The following is a 15,771-nucleotide window of genomic DNA, read 5'->3' on the forward strand; positions in this document are numbered from 1 at the left end:
CCTGGTCAGAGCTATACCCCCTGTGGGGGTACGCCCTCTTGTGGAGAGTAAGGTTGCCCTGCCCTAATTTAGGTAAGGCTTCCATCCATGGAGTGACGGTGTTCGCCAGCTACCTCATCGGATTGCGCGAGGGCCTGGAGGCCACGCTCGTCGTCTCCGTGCTCGTCGCGCTCCTCGTCAAGAGCGACCGGCGTGACCGGCTGCCCCTCGTGTGGGCCGGGGTCGGCGCCGCGCTCGTCCTGTCGGTCGCGTTCGGCGCGCTGCTCACCTTCACCGTCGCCCGCCTGGAATACCGGCAGCAGGAGCTGTTCGAGGCGGTCACCTCGCTGCTCGCCACCGCGTTCGTGACCTGGATGATCTTCTGGATGCGTCGCGCCTCCCGTACCCTCTCCGGCGAGCTGCGCGCCAGGCTGAGCCAGGCCCTGGAGGTCGGCGCGACCGCGGTGGTCGTGATGGCCTTCCTCGCCGTGGCGCGCGAGGGCCTGGAGACCGCGCTGCTGTTCTTCGCCTCCGTGCAGGGGGCCACCACCACCGCCGTCCCGCTGGTCGGGATCACCCTGGGCCTGCTCACCGCGGTCGCGCTGGGCTGGGCCATCTACCGCAGCGCGATGCGGATCAACCTGACCAGGTTCTTCACCTGGACGGGCCTGCTGCTGATCCTGGTCGCCGCCGGCATCTTCAAGTACGGCGTGCACGACCTGCAGGAGGCCGGTGTCCTGCCGGGCCTGGCCACCCACGCCTTCGACATCAGCGGCGTGATGCCCGCCGACTCCTGGTACGGCGCCCTGCTGGCCGGATTGTTCAACATCACCCCGCAGCCGAGCGTGCTCGAGACGGTGGCGTGGGTCGCCTACGCGGTGCCGACGCTCGCCCTCTTCCTGAGGCCGCGTCGCAGCCGCCCCACCGCCTCGCCCACCGATTCCCCGGCGGCCCCGGCGTCCCCGGCGGCCCAGAATCCCCCGGCTTCCTCGACCAACCCGCAGCCCGCGGGCTGAAACCGCTCGAACAGGACGACCATGCGTACTTCCCTTGCCATCGCCGCGGGTGCTCTCGCCCTCGCCGGCCTCACCGCCTGTTCCTCCGAGCCCACCGCGTCCACCGCGGGCGCGGGCGCGTCCGCCGCCCCCGCCAAGGGCGGCCCCGTCGCGGTGACCGCCACCGACACCGAGTGCAAGGTCGCCGTCACCGAGGTGGCCGCGGGCACCTCAACGTTCTCGATCACCAACGGCGGCACCAAGGTGACCGAGTTCTACGTCTACGCCGCCGGCGACCGGGTCATGGGCGAGGTGGAGAACATCGTGCCCGGCCTGACCCGCGAGGTGATCGTGGAGCTGCCGGCAGGCAGCTACCAGACCGCCTGCAAGCCCGGCATGGTCGGCAAGGGCGTCCGCGGCCCGCTCAAGGTGACCGGCGAGCACAAGCCGCTCAGCGACGACGCCCGGCTCTCCGCCGCGACCGCCGGCTACAAGCGCTACATCAGGTCGCAGAGCGACACGCTGCTGACCAAGACGCAGGAGTTCGTCGACGCGGTCAAGGCCGAGGACATCGCCAGGGCCAAGGAGCTCTTCCCCGTCTCCCGCACCTACTGGGAGCGGATCGAGCCGGTCGCGGAGATCTTCGGCGACCTCGACCCGGCCATCGACGCCCGCGAGAACGACGTGGCCGAGGGCGAGGAGTGGACCGGCTTCCACAAGATCGAGAAGGATCTCTGGGTCACCGAGGACGTCAGTGAGGACGGGCCGGTCGCCGACAAGCTGATGGCCGACATCAAGACCATCGTGGAACAGTCCAACGCGGCCGAGCTGTCGCCCGTGCTGCTCGCCAACGGGGCCAAGGGCCTGCTCGACGAGGTCGCCTCCGGCAAGATCACCGGCGAGGAGGACCGCTACTCGCACACCGACCTGTGGGACTTCGACGCCAACCTTCAGGGCTCGAAGGCCGCGGTGCAGGCACTCCGGCCCGTCCTTGAGGAGCGCGTCCCCGAGCTGGTGAAGACGCTGGACGAGAAGTTCGCCGGAGCCGAGGCCGCGCTCGGCGTCCACCGCAGGGGCGACGGCTGGAAACTGCACACCGAGCTGTCCAAGGACGACCTCAAGAAGCTGTCGGACGCGATCAACGCGCTCGCCGAGCCGATCAGCAAGATCGCCGCAGTGGTGGCCAAGTAGCGGATGGCGCGCCGTCACCGTAGGGGAGGGGTCCGATGAGCGGGAAAATCAGCCGCAGGAAGCTGTTCGGGATGGGCGCCGCGGGCGTGGCGGCCGCCGGCGCGGGCGCCATCGCGGTGCGCGGGGCGGGCGGCGAGCCCCCGCCCGCGCCCGCCCGGACCGCCTCCGCCTCCGACCCCGTCCCCTTCTACGGCGAGCACCAGGCGGGCATCGTCACCCCGGCCCAGGACCGGCTGCACTTCGTCTCCTTCGACGTGACGACCGACAAGAAGGCGGAGCTCGCCGAGCTGCTGCAGGAGTGGACCGCCGCCGCGGCCCGGATGACGCAGGGCCAGGAGGCGGGCGCGTTCGGCGCGGTCGGCGGTCAGCCCGAGGCGCCGCCCGACGACACCGGCGAGGCCCTCGGCCTGCCCGCCTCCGGGCTGACGCTCACCGTCGGCTTCGGCGGGTCGCTGTTCGACGACCGGTTCGGGCTGGCCTCCCGCAGGCCGGCCGCGCTGGCCGACCTGCCGCACCTGCCCGGTGACGCGCTGCTGCCGGAGATCTCCGGCGGCGACCTGTGCGTGCAGGCGTGCGCGCACGACCCGCAGGTGGCGGTGCACGCCATCCGCAACCTGGCGCGCATCGGCTTCGGCCGTGTCTCGGTGCGCTGGTCCCAGCTCGGCTTCGGCCGTACGTCGTCGACCTCCCGCGCGCAGGCGACGCCGCGCAACCTGATGGGTTTCAAGGACGGCACCGCCAACCTCAAGCTGGAGGACGTGGCGCTGCTGAAGGAGCAGCTCTGGGTGGGAGCCGGCGACGGCGCCGACTGGATGACCGGGGGCAGCTACCTGGTGACCCGCAAGATCCGGATGCTGGTCGAGACGTGGGACCGGGCGCCGCTGGCCGAGCAGGAGCAGATCTTCGGCCGGAACAAGGGGGAGGGGGCTCCGCTGGGAGGGAAGACCGAGTTCGACGCGATCGACTTCGACGCCAAGGGACCCGACGGGGAAGCCCTGATCAAGGACGACGCGCACGTACGGCTGGCCCACCCCTCCCACAACGGCGGCGCGCGCCTGCTGCGCCGCGGCTACAACTACGTGGACGGCTCCGACGGGCTGGGCCGCCTGGACGCCGGGCTGTTCTTCATCGCCTACCAGCGCGACCCCCACCGGCAGTTCGTCGCCGTGCAGAGGTCCCTGGCGGGCAAGGACTCCCTCAACGAGTACATCAAGCACGTCTCCAGCGGGCTGTTCGCCTGCCCGCCGGGCGTGCGCGACGCGGGCGACTACTGGGGCCGCGCCCTGTTCTCCTGAGTTCTCCGGGGTTCTGCGGGGTTCTGCGGGGTTCTGCGGGGTTTTTGGCCCTCGTACCACCCGGACGGGGGCCGTCACCCGCGGCTCGAAGAAGGCCTGACCGGCGGCGCGAGAATTTCGTCAAATGCCCTGATAAATGGCTGCGAACATATGGAACCGTCCAAATTTCCAAAAAGCGACGGACCCTGATTTCCGCTGTTATCTTCATCCAGTTCACATGATCACGGACCGCTTGCAGTGGCGGTCCGATGTCATACAAGGGGGAAGAAGATGACAGATTCGCGAGCGGAGAATTCGCGATCGACGGGCTCGCGCCTCCTGAGGAAGCGCGCCGTCGCGGCGTTGACGGCCGCCTGTGCCGTCGTCACGATCTGCGGCGGCGGCGTGGCCTCGGCCGCGGCGCGGAGCGTCACGATCAAGCCGTCGGCCGACACCACCTACTCGCAGGTGCCCCAGGACGGCGACGGCAGCGCCAGGACGACGCTGGCGACCTGCCCGCAGTCCTGCGAGGGGAACTCCGCCGGGGAGCGGGAGGCGGTCGTCGGGTTCACGGTCGCGGGCCTGCCCGCCGGAGCCACCGACGTGAGGGCCCGCCTGGAGCTGTACTCCTGGAACGCCTTCGCGGCGACCACGACCACCGCCTACGAGGCCGCCGGCGGCGCCTCGGCCGCCGGCACCTGGGCGACCCGGCCGGAGCTCGGCGCCGCGCTGGACTCCGCCTCCGCGGTCACCAAGGGCTACAACGCCTGGGACGTCTCCTCGGCCGTCACGGGCAACGGCGCGGTGACCTTCGCCGTCCGCCAGTCGACCCGCACCACCCGCACCTACTGGGCCTCCGCCGACAACTCCAACGCGGCGATCCGGCCGCGCCTGATCGTGACGTACACCACGGGCGGCACGGTCACTCCCACACCCAGGCCGACCGTCACGCCGACCCCCAAGCCGACGGCGACCTCCACGAACCCGCCCGGGTGGAGGCTCGTGTGGTCCGACGAGTTCAACGGCACCGCGATCGACGCCAAGAAGTGGAACACCAGGGACAGCTCCGTGGACTACGACCTCGCCTGCATCACCAGCCGGCCGGCGAACCAGTTCGTGCGCGACGGCCTGCTGATCATGCGGGTGATCAAGGAGGACCGCACCTGCGCCGGTACGACCCGCCACTACTCGACCGGCTACCTCGACACCATGAGGGGCAAGGCGTCCTTCACCTACGGCCGTTTCGAGATCCGCGCGAAGTCGCCGAACGGGCCGGCCAACTCCAAGGGCCTGTGGCCCGCCTTCTGGATGAGGCCCGACGACGGGGGCAACGGCGAGATCGACGTCACCGAGCTCCCCGGCGGCCCGCAGTACTACCGGGCCTCGACCGCGGCGATCTTCCGCGACTACACGCCCACCAAGAACGACTTCCGCCACACCTTCCCGAGCGGGTACCCGGGTGACGGTTTCCACACCTACGCCACCGAGTGGGAGCCCGGCGTGATCCGCTGGTACGTCGACGGCCGGGAGATCTGGCGGCGCGAGGGCAACACGCCCGCGTGGCTGAAGGACACCCTCGGCGGCGACCTGAACTACAAGCGTACCTTCAACCTGCGGCTGAACTTCCAGGTCGGCGGATGGCTGGGCGCCCCGGACGCCTCGACCACCTTCCCCGCCGACTTCCAGGTCGACTACGTGCGCGTCTGGCAGCGCTGATGTCTTGACCGGACGCCACCCCGACGTGCCGGCCGCCCGACACCGCGAACGCGCCCGCATCCGAAGCGGGAAAGGCATCCGCCGGGGCGGCCGGCCGGCGGCGCCCGCGGCTTGGCGGCACGTGCGAAACGAGGCTAGTAGCAGCTCTCCTTCACGTTGATGGTGACGGGGACGGACTGGGTCTCCGTACCGTCCGAGGCCGTCAGCAGCGAGGTGTACACCCCGACCGGGAGCGGCGGGATCGATATCTGGACGAAGCCGTTTACGGTCGTCGCCCCGGTGTCGGGGTCGGGGTGGTTGGATCCCGGTGCGATCGGTGTGCCGCCCGCGCTGGTCGCACCGGGGGGCAGGTTCTGCAGCCCGATCTGGACGGTCGTCGACCAGCTTCCGACGACCGCGGCTATGAAGTACGTGCCGGGGTGGCCGCCGCTCGACGTGACGCAGGTCCGCTGCTGGAAGTCGCGCAGTTCCCACGTCGCCGCCGAGACCGGTGTCGTGCCGGACAGCGCGAGCGCCAGCCCGGCCGTCGCGCCGAGTGCCAGCCTGGCGGCACGGTGAATCGTTTTCACGGCTGCCTCCTTGACGCTTGTGCTTCGGACGCTTGCTTACACCGTCAATTATTGACAATTAAATGATCTGTGGCAAGTTTCTGTTTATTTTCGAAACTTTCATCCTCTGGGAGCGCGTATTCCCCGAAAAGGAAAAGGGGCGACGGCCGTCGGATCCCGGCCGATCGGCCGGAGGGAGCCCGACGGCGGTCAGAATGTGGCGATCGGGTTGACCGGGCTGCCGGACGTACCGGCGAAGCGGACCGGCGCGACCGCGAGGTGGAAGTCCCACTGGCCGAGCTCGGCAGCCGTCCTCGCGCACGCCTCCAGGTCGCAGTTGTCGAGCATCCACAGACCCATCGCGACGAGGCTCACGGCGTGGACCGGCATCAACACGTCTTCGTACCCCGACGGCTGAACGTCCTGGGGGGTGTCGGCGCCGATCAGCGCGACCTCCCGTTCACGCAGCCACGGCAGGCATGACGCGTGCCAGCCGGCCTGCGTGAAACCGCCGGCCTCACCGGCCTCGTGCCGGACGCGGCCATGGCCGGTCCGCAGGAGCACCGCGTCGCCGGGTCGCACCCGCACACCCTGGCGACGCTCGGCCTCCTCGAGATCGTCGGGAAACACCCCCTGTCCCGGTTCCAGCCACGGCACATCGCGGACCCTCGCGATGTCGAGCAGGACGCCACGCGTGACGATCCCGTTCGCCGCCGCCGTGACGGCCGCCCACGCCGATCCCGTCGCGGCGTCGACCAGCGAGTGCGACCGCCCGTTGTACATCGTGCCGTCCCAGAAGATGTGGCACGGCGAGTCGAGGTGGGTGAGGGTGTTGCCGTGGAACGTGACGCCGAGCCGCTCGGAAGAAAAGCCCCAGCGCCGGTCGTTGTGGAACGGTTCCGGCATGTTCTCGGCCCCCGGCATGTCGGCGGCGCACGGGCACGTCGTCGTCGACCGCTCCATGTCCTCGGGTACGGCGACCTCCCATGCGCACGACACGCTCCTGCCGTGGCGCACGGCCCGCGCCGCCGCCAGCCGGACGTCGTCGGTGATGTGGTTCAGGGTGCCGAGCTCGTCGTCGTCGCCCCACCGTCCCCAGTTCGACAGCGTGTCGAAGTACCCGAGCACGTCTTCCTGTGTGGGTATCGGTCGTCCTGCCGTCATCTCAGCATCGACTCCTCCGGTCACGTGGTTCGAGGCACCGCAGGCAGGGTATCCCGCCCCCTCCTTCGACATGACCTCGCCGGGGCGGGAGAGACGGTGTGAGCAACCTCGATCCAACCCCCGGCGAAGCGCCGCCCTGTATCGGCCGGGCAGGCACGAACCCCACGACAGCCTCGCCCGTGCGGCGCGCCGCGGTGTCTGCCGAACGTAAGGATTACGTGAGAAATGTCGGCCCGGGTGGCGCTTACGGTGATCACGACATCCCCCGTGCGTGCCTTCGAAGGGAATCCTCATCATGCGCCGATCCCTCCGCCGTGCCATGGCCACGGCCATCGCCATGATCGCGACCATGTCGCTGGCCCCGCTCGCCTCGCCGCCGGCCGCCGCAGCGAGTCAGGAGCGCCTCCGCGTCGTCCACCTCGGCACCCTCGGCGGCATATGGAGCGTCGCCCGAGGCATCAACAATCACGGCCACGTCGTCGGCGACAGCCCGCTGGAGTCCGGGCTCAGCCACGCGTTCCTGTGGAAGAACGGCACGATGACCGACCTCGGCACGCTCGGCGGCGAGACCAGCTTCGCCTCCGGCATCGACGACGACGGCCGCGTCGTCGGCTGCAGCGAGCTGCCCTCGGGCCAGTGGACTCCCTTCCTCTGGCACAACGGCAAGATGGAGGACCTCGGCGCGCACGGCGCCCCCGGCTACTGCGACGCAGAGGTCGCCAACGGGCACATCGTCATCAGTTTCGCGCCCGCTCCCGGCTTCGCCGAACTTCGCGCCGTCCTGCTGTCCGGTGACGTCAAAACCGTCATCGACCGCCGCCCCGGCCTGGTCGCCGACGCCGTCAACGACCACGGCCAAGTGGTGGGCGCCGAGAACTACGTCGTCAACGAGAACGGTCTCCCGCTGCCGATCTACCGGGCGTACCTGTGGCACAACGGCACCGGCCGCGAGCTTGGCACGTTCGGCGGGATGAGCGCCCCCGACTCGATCAACAACCTCGGCCAGGTGGTCGGCAACTCCGACACGGCCGACGGCCACCGTCGCGGCTTCTTCTGGAACGGCTCCTCCATGACGGCCCTTCCCCTGCCCGCCGACGTCTCCAACGCCGGCGCCGTCGCCATCAACGACCGCGGCCAGATCGTCGGCAGCTACAGCAAGGTCGGCAACCCGTACGGCTTCACCGCCCTGTGGGACACCCCCACCAGCCAGCCCCGTACCCTGCCACTGCCCACAGACGCGAAGGTAACCAGCGCCCGAGCTCACGACATCAACAACCAGGGCTGGATCGTCGGCTCCGTCACCTACTACTGGAACACCGGTCGCCACACCCAGGCCGTCATCTGGCGCTGACCCGGTGTCCCGGAGGGGAGCCGCCGCGCTTCGGACGCAGCTGTGCCCTCCGAAAAACCCAGCCGCGCATGAGCCGTGAGCAGCCGTAGGACTCCGACGATCGCCGCAGACGGCCGGACGCAACGCGAGAGGCCCGTCATCACGTTTCCGCTGGTGACGGGCCTCTTCCCGCTGGTGTGGCAGGTCAAGGTCCGAACTTGCGCAGGCTGAGCCGACGGTTTCACGGCTTTCGGGCGCATGACGCTAGGCGTCGAGAGCCATGATCTGGTCAACGACGGCGTCGAGGTCGGCACCGACGATGTCAGGTCGCGGGCCGATCGGGCTCAGGACCATACCGGGACGCGCGACGAACGCGGCCTTGCAGCCCGCCGCGAGCGCACCGGCGGTGTCCCACCAGTGCGCGGCCACCAGCCGCACCTCCGCGATGTCGACGTCGAAGGCCTTCGCCACGGCGAGGTAGGGCTCCCTGGCGGGTTTGAGCCGCTTGACGGAGTCAGCCGAGATGACGCCGTCGAAGTGATCCCGGATGCCGCTGTTGACGAGCTGCGCCTCGGCGACCGTCGCAGGGGAGTTCGTCAGCGCCACCACGGCCAGTGAGGTCGAGCGCAGCCGCCGAAGGGCCCCCGCCACCTCCGGGTGGGTCGGCAACGAGCTCATCCGGTTCACGATTCCGGTCACGTCGTCGGAGGTGAGACCGCGGCCGTGCCGCTCGGCCAGCATTGACAGGGCGGCGTGCTGCGCCGTGCTGAAATCCACGTATTCGCCGGTCAGGCCGCCGACGAAGGAGAGCTGAAGCATCTGCGCGAACCACGGTCCGCGCAGCTCGGCCGAGCCGAGCAACTCCTCGAACGCGGCGTCGAGCGCTCGCAGGTCCAGCAGCGTCTCGTTGACGTCGAACGCGACGACCCTCGTCATGGAAATCTCCTCCCGATCAGTACGCGATCTTTACGGGGTTTCACCGATGGCGTCGTGTTCACGCAGGTGGCGGATCACACCGGTGGCGTCCTCCGGCATGAGTCTTCCGAGGGCGCCACCGGCGTAAACGCCGACGACGTGGCCGTCCGGGTCGAGAACGAAGCCGGTGCCGGCGTGGGACGACCGCTTCGTCGCCCGCGGGTGGTCCTGACCGGAAGACGCCGCTGTCAAAATCCCAGCTCTTCCCGTTTTTCACCAGGTTCGTGCGTTGTCAGCGGTGTGGCCAAAGGCCCGTGCCACCCCCCCGGGGGGCAGGCCGGAGACGGCGCCCGTGGTCTTGAAGATCGCGAGGTGGACGCCGGCGCCCTCATCCCGAGTCGACGGCGGCCGACGCCGCCCCGACGGCCGCCAGGGCCTCGGCGAAGCGGGATCGGGGCGCCTGCGCCGCGACGCGGAAGGCGTCGGCGGCGGTGTCGACGTCGTTCAGCTCCGGCATGCGGGCCACGTTCAGCCCGGCCTCGTGCAGGCGCCGCAGCTGGGTGGCGCCGGTGCCGGGCCGCGACATCGCCACGCCGAGCAGCAGGGACGGGTCGGGTCGGCACAGCCCGAGCAGCCAGAAGCCCCCGTCGGCCGCCGGTCCGTACACCGCGTCGTGACCGGCCAGCAGGGTGACGGCGGTGTTCAGCAGTTGGGGGGTCACCTGGGGGGTGTCCATGCCGATCAGGACCACCGGCAGCCGGTACAGCCGGTGGGCGTCGTCGAAGGCTGCGGCCAGGCGCTGGTCGAGGCCGTCGCCGCGCTGCGGGATCACGGTGAAGCCGTCCGGGAGCCAGGTCCCGGGCAGCCCTTCGAGCGCGAGCACCCGCCGGCCGGCCCGTGCCGCGGCCACGGCGTGCAGCGTGTCCCGCAGGGAGGCCGCCGCCAGGTGAGCGGCCTGGGCGGGGGTGAACGGCGGGGTCAGCCGGGTCTTCACCCGCCCGGCCACCGGCTCCTTGGCGATGACCACGATCTGCGCGGCGCTCACGTCGTCTCTCCCATGACACGGCGCATGTCGGCGATCGCCCGAAGGGTGCCGCGCACGGTGCCGGTCACCTTGGAGCGTCCCACGCGCGGCAGGTAGTCGACATCGGCCTCGGTGATCCGCCAGCCGGCCGCGGCCGCACGCAGCACCATCTCCAGGGGGTAGCCGAACCGGCGGTCGGTCAGTCCCAGCTCGACCAGTTCGGCGCGTCTGCAGGCGCGCATCGGACCCAGATCGCGCAGCGGGGCGCCGGTGCGGCGCCGCAGGCGTGCGGCCAGCACGGCGTTGGCGACCCGGGCGTGCACGGGCCCGGCGTGCGGCCTCCGACGACCGAGTACGAGGTCACTCTCGCCCGCCAGGACCGGGCCGGTCACCTGGGGCAGCTGGCCCGGGTCGAGTGAGGCGTCGGCGTCCATGAAGCACACGACCTCGGTGGTCGCGGCCAGCAGCCCGGCGTGGCAGGCGGCGCCGAACCCGCGGCGCGGCTCGCTCACCACCGTCGCGCCGTACGCGGCGGCGACACCGGCCGAGCCGTCGGTGGAGCCGTTGTCGACCACGATCGGGCGATGGTCGCGCGGCATCCGGTCGAGCACCCAGGAGAGCGCGGCCTCCTCGTTGAGACACGGCAACACCACGTCGATCTTCATGACGTCGAGGCTAGGCCAGGAGGCGACGCTCACCTCTTACGAAGCGGTGACGTATGTCCAGCAAATGGTCGGCTCGGATTTACCTCGGGAAAGCGGTTCACGACTCGGGGCGGCGGATCGAGGCGCGGAGGCACACCTGGGGCCGCCGGCGTCGTTCACGCCGTGCGGTCGAGGTTCCGGCGGAACCGGGCCGGCGTCGATCCGGTCGCCAGGCGGAACGCCCGGCTGAACGCGGACTCGGAACGGTAGCCCACCTCGGCGGCGATCGAGGCGACCGTACGCTCGGTGTCGATGAGCAGTTCCGCCGCGGTCATCAACCGGACGTGCGTGAGGAACGCGCCGACGGTCATTCCGGTGCTGCGGGAGAAGTGCCGGATGAACGTGGCCCGCGCCATCGCCGCCACGCGCGTCAGGCGGGCGATCGGCCAGTCGGCGCCGGGATCTCGAAGCACCTCGTCGATGACGGCACGGATCCGCTCGTCGTGGGCGGCGGTCCACAGCGCCGGTTCGGCGAGCCGCCCGCCCGATTCGCGCAGCACCATCGCGAGCAGCGCGTTGCAGAGGGCCGAGAGGACGGCGGCGGTGCCGGGCCCGTCGTCCCGCGCCTCCCACCGCATGATCCCACCCAGCATCCGAACGATCTCGTCCACCTCGCCGGATTCCGCGAAGGACACATGCAAGGGGTGGGGAAGGCTCCGGAAGAGCATGGCCCCCGCGCCGGGGCCGAACGAGTAGTGCCCGCAGAAGAGGTCGATCACGCCCTCACCCGTTCGGCTGCGGACGGTGGAGAACGCGCCACCGGGAGTTTCGGACACCCCCTGAACGGGTCCGTATCCGGTGGTGCGAACGCGGTGCGGCGTGTCGCGGGGGAGGATCACGACGTCGCCCGGCCGGAGCTCGACGCGCCGATCGGGGAGCTCGAGCGTGCACGCGCCGTCGAGCAGGAGGTGAAAGGCCGCATCACCATCACCCCGGGAGGGAATGTCCATGACGGTCGCGCCTGCCAGAAGGCAGCGCTTGTCCAGCGTCGCCTGCGCTCTCGCCAGGCGGACGAGATGACTGACTGAATCCATGATGAGACGCTCGCGAGGAAAAGTGAGACAAATACGCCTTGTGAGCTCAATCTTACCTATCGAAACTGGAATTATGGACACCACAAGCGACACCCTTCACGCCGATCTTCTCGTTATCGGTTTCGGCAAGGGCGGCAAGGCCGTCGCGAGGACGATGGGCGGCCTCGGCAGGCGCGTGGTGCTCGTCGAGCAATCGGAGCGGATGTACGGAGGCACCTGTCCCAATGTCGGCTGTGTGCCGACGAAGGCGCTGGTCCACCGCGCCGGCAAGCGCCGGGAGAGTGACCCGGCGCAGGATTGGTACGAGCGCTCCGTCGAAGAGGTGCAGGCGCTCACCGCGCTGTTCCGCAAAGGCAACTACGAGGCGCTGAACGGCGCCGAGACCGTGACGGTCGTCACCGGCCGGGCGGTGTTCGTCGACCCGCACACCGTCGGCGTCGAGGCGGGCGGCGAACGTCTCACGATCTCCGCCGAGACCATCCTGATCAACACGGGCGCCGAGACGATCCTCCCCGGCATTCCCGGTCTGAGGGAGAGCAAGCACACCCTGACCAGCACCGGTCTGATCGAGACGACGCGCCTGCCCGAACGGCTCGCGATCGTGGGCGGCGGATACATCGGCATCGAGTTCGCCTCGATCTACCGCCGGTTCGGCTCGCGGGTCACCCTGTTCGAAACCTCCTCAAGGATCCTGGGCCGTGAGGACGACGAGGCCGCCGCCGTCGCCGAGGACATCCTCACGGACGACGGCATCGAGATCATCAAGGGGGCGCGCGTCACGGAGGTCCGCGACGATGAGACCTGCGCGACCGTCGTCTACGAGAAGGACGGGCGGCGGCACACCCTCGAAGCCGACGCCATCCTCGCCGCCACCGGTCGCGCGCCGGCCACCCGCGGCCTCGGGCTGGACGCCGCCGGCGTCCGCACGACCGAACGCGGGGCGGTCGAGGTCGACGAGCGTCTGCGCACGAGCCAGCCGCACATCTACGCTCTCGGTGACGTCCGCGGCGGGCCGCAGCACACCTACCTCTCCCTCGACGACAGCCGCGTCGTCCTCGACCAGCTCGTCGGCGAGGGCCGGCGCTCGGTGTCGGACCGCGTCGCGGTCCCCCGCACCCTGTTCATGACCCCGCCGCTCGCGGCCGTCGGTCTCACCGAGAAGGAGGCCAGAGCCGCGGGACACCGGGTGAGGATCGCGAGCAAGCCCGTCGCCGAGATCGTGGCGATGCCCCGCGCCTACATCGTCGAGGAGACTCGCGGATTCATGAAGTTCGTGATCGACGCCGAGACGGACGAGATCCTCGGAGCCGTCCTGCTCAGCGTCGACGCGCAGGAACTCGTCAACACGGTCGCGCTCGCCATGCGGCACGGCGTCAAGGCGGCCGAACTCCGCGACGCCGTCTACAACCACCCCACCTCGACCGAGGCGTTCAACGAGGTGCTCGCCACCGTCGTGCGCGCCGACGAGCCGTTCGAACGACCCTCCGGCGGTGGATCCCCGGCCTGCTGAACGGGCGGGAGACCCCCGGTCCTCTCGTGCGGGCGGCGGTGCCGGGCAAGCGTGGTGACGTGGCTAGGGCTTGCGCGCGACGCCGCCGGCGCACGCCACCTCGGGAACGTCTCCCCAGGGGACGGGATCCGGCCGCCACCGCTGCACCGGCACGACACCCGGCTCCAGCAGCGTCAGACCGTCGAAGTAGCGGGCGATCAGCTCGGGGCTGCGCGGGGTGTAGGCGACCACGCCGCTGCCCGAGTTGTGGCGCCGCATCGCCTCGACGTACGCGGGGTCGGTGTCGACGCCGTCGTAGAGCGCCAGGTAGCTGCCCGAGGGCAGGTCCCGCATCAACCGGCGCACGATCGAGAGCGCCTCGTCGTGGTCGGCGATCAGGCCCATGATGCCCATCAGCATCAGCGCGGTGGGCCTGCCGAAGTCCAGCGTCTTCGCCGCTGCTTGCAGGATGTGCTCGGGGTCGCGCACGTCCGACTCGATGTAGTCGGTGGCACCCTCGGGCGTGCTGGTGAGCAGCGCCCGGGCGTGCACCAGCACCAGGGGGTCGTTGTCCACGTAGACGACGCGCGAGTCCGGCGCCACCCGCTGGGCGACCTCGTGGGTGTTGTCGACGGTGGGCAGCCCGGTGCCGATGTCCAGGAACTGGCGGATGCCCGCCTCGCCGGCCAGGTGACGCACCACGCGGGCGAGCATGTACCGGGAATGACGGGCGACGTCCACCATGCCGGGGAAGACGGCGGACACCCTCTCGCCCGCCTCACGGTCGACGGCGAAGTTGTCCTTCCCGCCCAGCAGGTAGTTCCAGATGCGAGCCGAGTGCGGCACCTCGGCGTCGATCCGTTCCATCCCGGGTCTCCGCCCGTCCTCTGACGAACGGGATGACGGGTTCGAGACGGTCGGCTCGTCGGCCATGGGGGGATCTCCTGCCTTCCGGTGTCCTTGCAGGGAGATTACGCCCATACATGGACCCTGGCCCGGGATTATATGATCTTGTTTCCGCGGTGTCCGGCCGCCCGCGAGGCCCGCCGGGCGCTGATTCCCGGCGTGACCAGCACGGATTCCCGATGTGACCGGCATGGATTTTCGGCATGGCCGGCACGGATTCCCGGCATGACCGGTCCGCCTCAGCGTGGACCCCCGCCGACCTGTGACTCCGGGCGGGCCGTGCGCATGGCCGACCGCACGATCTCCTCCAGATGCTCGCTGTGCGCGCCACGCCAGTAGATCTGGCCGCACTCCGGGCATCGGCCGTAGACGTCGTAGGAACGCTTGGTCCCGGCCTCCAGCAGGCGGTCGACCTCGGCTTTGTCGACCGGGGCCAGCTCCCCGTTGCAGGTCGTGCAGCGGGTCCACGGCCGCAGCGGTGGCGCGAACCGTTCCAGCAGGTCGCGCAGCTGGTCGTCCGCCTTGGTGCCTCGCACGTAGGCGCCGAACCAGAGCGCCCGGCGGCACAGCAGGCCGTGGTCCTGGGTCAGCAGCACGCGGCGTTCGCTGTTCGCCTCGGCGACCAGCGAGGGGTCGTCCATGTCGTTGTGGTAGGTCGCGTCCACGCCCAGCAGCCGGAGCCGCCGCGCGAGGGTGCCCAGGTGGACGTCGAGCAGGAATCGGGGCGCGTCCTGCCCAGGTTCGAGGGGCACCCGCTGGGGACGGGGCACGGCGTGAACGTGGACCACGTCACCTGCGACGGGCTGATAGGACCTGCCGACCTCCGCGCCCTCGACGGTCAGCGACCCCACCTCGGGCAGGGGAACCCCGAGCGACTCCACGACATGGCCCAGCGTCGATGTCCCGTCGGGCGCCACCAGCTGCCACTCACGCCGCCGCCGCGCGGGCAGGAACAGCAGCAACTCGGCGGCGATACGCAGGCTGACATCGGATTCCTCGCTCACACCGCCAGCATGCCATCCACGGCAGACGCCCCGACACGCATTGAACGACGGCTCGCGGGGCCGTTCGAACACGGGTCAGGCCGGCGTTCGTCGTGCTGTGTACCGCGGTACGGCGGCGGCCCGGCTGCAGGACTTACCGGTACCGACCTGACCAGTACCAAGCCGCCCCAATGATCAGAAAGGGACAACTACGGGTCCGTGGAACCCCGTCAACCCGGCACGACAGCCGGGACATGACGCTGACCCGATCGAAAAATCAACGCTCAGCCGGACCATTCATCCGACCACGGGAAGATCACGAAAGTTCCAGGCTAAGAACCACGGCACCTACCTCGTCGAGCTGTTCACATCGCTCCGAGGACGCGACCCCGAAGGAGACATCTCTTTGTGGGAACGAGCAAGCCGGATCTGCAGATCTCTGACCCGCCGAGGCGAGCAGCGTGCGCCCGCCCGCCTCGGGCAGCACACACCATGGATGACTCCCGATGGCCGTGGCGC

14 protein-coding genes are annotated in these 15,771 nt (G+C 70.1%); 6 read left to right on the top strand and 8 right to left on the bottom strand.

Annotated elements, in window-relative coordinates; all coding sequences use genetic code 11:
- Positions 1–98: 98 nt before the first annotated feature.
- The 4 genes from efeU to ACTOQ1_RS34425 all read left to right on the top strand — a co-directional run bounded on the left by efeU (position 99) and on the right by ACTOQ1_RS34425 (position 5,155).
- Positions 99–995: an iron uptake transporter permease EfeU gene (efeU, locus tag ACTOQ1_RS34410; protein WP_440072145.1), complete on the top strand. Its 897-nt coding sequence runs from the start codon at positions 99–101 to the stop codon at positions 993–995.
- 21 nt (positions 996–1,016) lie between these two features.
- The gene (gene efeO, locus ACTOQ1_RS34415) at positions 1,017–2,165 is read left to right on the top strand and encodes an iron uptake system protein EfeO (protein WP_440072146.1); all 1,149 of its coding nucleotides are present in this window, start codon (positions 1,017–1,019) and stop codon (positions 2,163–2,165) included.
- A 35-nt stretch (positions 2,166–2,200) separates the two neighbouring features.
- The gene (efeB, locus tag ACTOQ1_RS34420) at positions 2,201–3,460 is read left to right on the top strand and encodes an iron uptake transporter deferrochelatase/peroxidase subunit (protein ID WP_440072147.1); all 1,260 of its coding nucleotides are present in this window, start codon (positions 2,201–2,203) and stop codon (positions 3,458–3,460) included.
- Between the two features lie 270 nt (positions 3,461–3,730).
- A complete protein-coding gene (locus tag ACTOQ1_RS34425; RefSeq protein WP_440072148.1) occupies positions 3,731–5,155 on the top strand; it encodes a glycoside hydrolase family 16 protein in 1,425 nt (474 codons plus the stop codon).
- Positions 5,156–5,289: 134 nt separating this feature from the next.
- Here ACTOQ1_RS34425 and ACTOQ1_RS34430 read toward each other — a convergent pair whose 3' ends face one another.
- Both ACTOQ1_RS34430 and ACTOQ1_RS34435 read right to left on the bottom strand, forming a co-directional pair.
- On the bottom strand, positions 5,290–5,724 hold the full coding sequence (locus ACTOQ1_RS34430; protein WP_440072149.1) for a DUF5980 family protein: 435 nt from the start codon (positions 5,722–5,724) through the stop codon (positions 5,290–5,292).
- A 189-nt stretch (positions 5,725–5,913) separates the two neighbouring features.
- The gene (locus tag ACTOQ1_RS34435) at positions 5,914–6,867 is read right to left on the bottom strand and encodes a cyclase family protein (protein WP_440072150.1); all 954 of its coding nucleotides are present in this window, start codon (positions 6,865–6,867) and stop codon (positions 5,914–5,916) included.
- A 295-nt stretch (positions 6,868–7,162) separates the two neighbouring features.
- On the opposite strand from ACTOQ1_RS34435, the gene ACTOQ1_RS34440 reads away from it, so the two are divergent.
- Positions 7,163–8,218: a DUF3466 family protein gene (locus tag ACTOQ1_RS34440; RefSeq protein ID WP_440072151.1), complete on the top strand. Its 1,056-nt coding sequence runs from the start codon at positions 7,163–7,165 to the stop codon at positions 8,216–8,218.
- Positions 8,219–8,461: 243 nt separating this feature from the next.
- Here ACTOQ1_RS34440 and ACTOQ1_RS34445 read toward each other — a convergent pair whose 3' ends face one another.
- From ACTOQ1_RS34445 to ACTOQ1_RS34460, 4 genes are all read right to left on the bottom strand, one after another.
- Positions 8,462–9,133: a haloacid dehalogenase type II gene (locus tag ACTOQ1_RS34445; protein ID WP_440072152.1), complete on the bottom strand. Its 672-nt coding sequence runs from the start codon at positions 9,131–9,133 to the stop codon at positions 8,462–8,464.
- A gap of 367 nt (positions 9,134–9,500) precedes the next feature.
- Positions 9,501–10,157, bottom strand: a complete 657-nt coding sequence (locus tag ACTOQ1_RS34450; protein WP_440072153.1) for a TIGR04282 family arsenosugar biosynthesis glycosyltransferase — start codon at positions 10,155–10,157, stop codon at positions 9,501–9,503.
- On the bottom strand, positions 10,154–10,801 hold the full coding sequence (locus ACTOQ1_RS34455; protein ID WP_440072154.1) for a glycosyltransferase family 2 protein: 648 nt from the start codon (positions 10,799–10,801) through the stop codon (positions 10,154–10,156). Before ACTOQ1_RS34455 ends, ACTOQ1_RS34450 begins: the two co-directional genes overlap by 4 nt.
- Before the next feature lie 155 nt (positions 10,802–10,956).
- Positions 10,957–11,874, bottom strand: a complete 918-nt coding sequence (locus tag ACTOQ1_RS34460; protein WP_440072155.1) for a cupin domain-containing protein — start codon at positions 11,872–11,874, stop codon at positions 10,957–10,959.
- 73 nt (positions 11,875–11,947) lie between these two features.
- Between ACTOQ1_RS34460 and ACTOQ1_RS34465 the strand changes: the two genes are divergently transcribed.
- A complete protein-coding gene (locus ACTOQ1_RS34465) occupies positions 11,948–13,384 on the top strand; it encodes an FAD-dependent oxidoreductase (protein ID WP_440072156.1) in 1,437 nt (478 codons plus the stop codon).
- 63 nt (positions 13,385–13,447) lie between these two features.
- Here the strand turns inward: ACTOQ1_RS34465 and ACTOQ1_RS34470 are convergent, their stop codons facing one another.
- Both ACTOQ1_RS34470 and ACTOQ1_RS34475 read right to left on the bottom strand, forming a co-directional pair.
- Positions 13,448–14,230, bottom strand: a complete 783-nt coding sequence (locus ACTOQ1_RS34470; RefSeq protein WP_440072157.1) for an SAM-dependent methyltransferase — start codon at positions 14,228–14,230, stop codon at positions 13,448–13,450.
- Between the two features lie 278 nt (positions 14,231–14,508).
- A complete protein-coding gene (locus ACTOQ1_RS34475) occupies positions 14,509–15,273 on the bottom strand; it encodes a Mut7-C RNAse domain-containing protein (RefSeq protein WP_440072158.1) in 765 nt (254 codons plus the stop codon).
- Positions 15,274–15,771 lie beyond the last annotated feature (498 nt).

The sequence above is a fragment of the Streptosporangium sp. OZ121 genome, assembly GCF_051918885.1.
In the GTDB taxonomy this organism is placed as follows: domain Bacteria; phylum Actinomycetota; class Actinomycetes; order Streptosporangiales; family Streptosporangiaceae; genus Streptosporangium.

Coding starts and splice junctions, on each gene's coding strand:
- efeO (WP_440072146.1), top strand. CDS start 1,017: ATGCGTACTTCCCTTGCCATCGCCGCGGGTGCTCTCGCCCTCGCCGGC.
- efeB (WP_440072147.1), top strand. CDS start 2,201: ATGAGCGGGAAAATCAGCCGCAGGAAGCTGTTCGGGATGGGCGCCGCG.
- ACTOQ1_RS34425 (WP_440072148.1), top strand. CDS start 3,731: ATGACAGATTCGCGAGCGGAGAATTCGCGATCGACGGGCTCGCGCCTC.
- ACTOQ1_RS34435 (WP_440072150.1), bottom strand. CDS start 6,867: ATGACGGCAGGACGACCGATACCCACACAGGAAGACGTGCTCGGGTAC.
- ACTOQ1_RS34440 (WP_440072151.1), top strand. CDS start 7,163: ATGCGCCGATCCCTCCGCCGTGCCATGGCCACGGCCATCGCCATGATC.
- ACTOQ1_RS34445 (WP_440072152.1), bottom strand. CDS start 9,133: ATGACGAGGGTCGTCGCGTTCGACGTCAACGAGACGCTGCTGGACCTG.
- ACTOQ1_RS34455 (WP_440072154.1), bottom strand. CDS start 10,801: ATGAAGATCGACGTGGTGTTGCCGTGTCTCAACGAGGAGGCCGCGCTC.
- ACTOQ1_RS34460 (WP_440072155.1), bottom strand. CDS start 11,874: ATGGATTCAGTCAGTCATCTCGTCCGCCTGGCGAGAGCGCAGGCGACG.
- ACTOQ1_RS34465 (WP_440072156.1), top strand. CDS start 11,948: ATGGACACCACAAGCGACACCCTTCACGCCGATCTTCTCGTTATCGGT.
- ACTOQ1_RS34470 (WP_440072157.1), bottom strand. CDS start 14,230: ATGGAACGGATCGACGCCGAGGTGCCGCACTCGGCTCGCATCTGGAAC.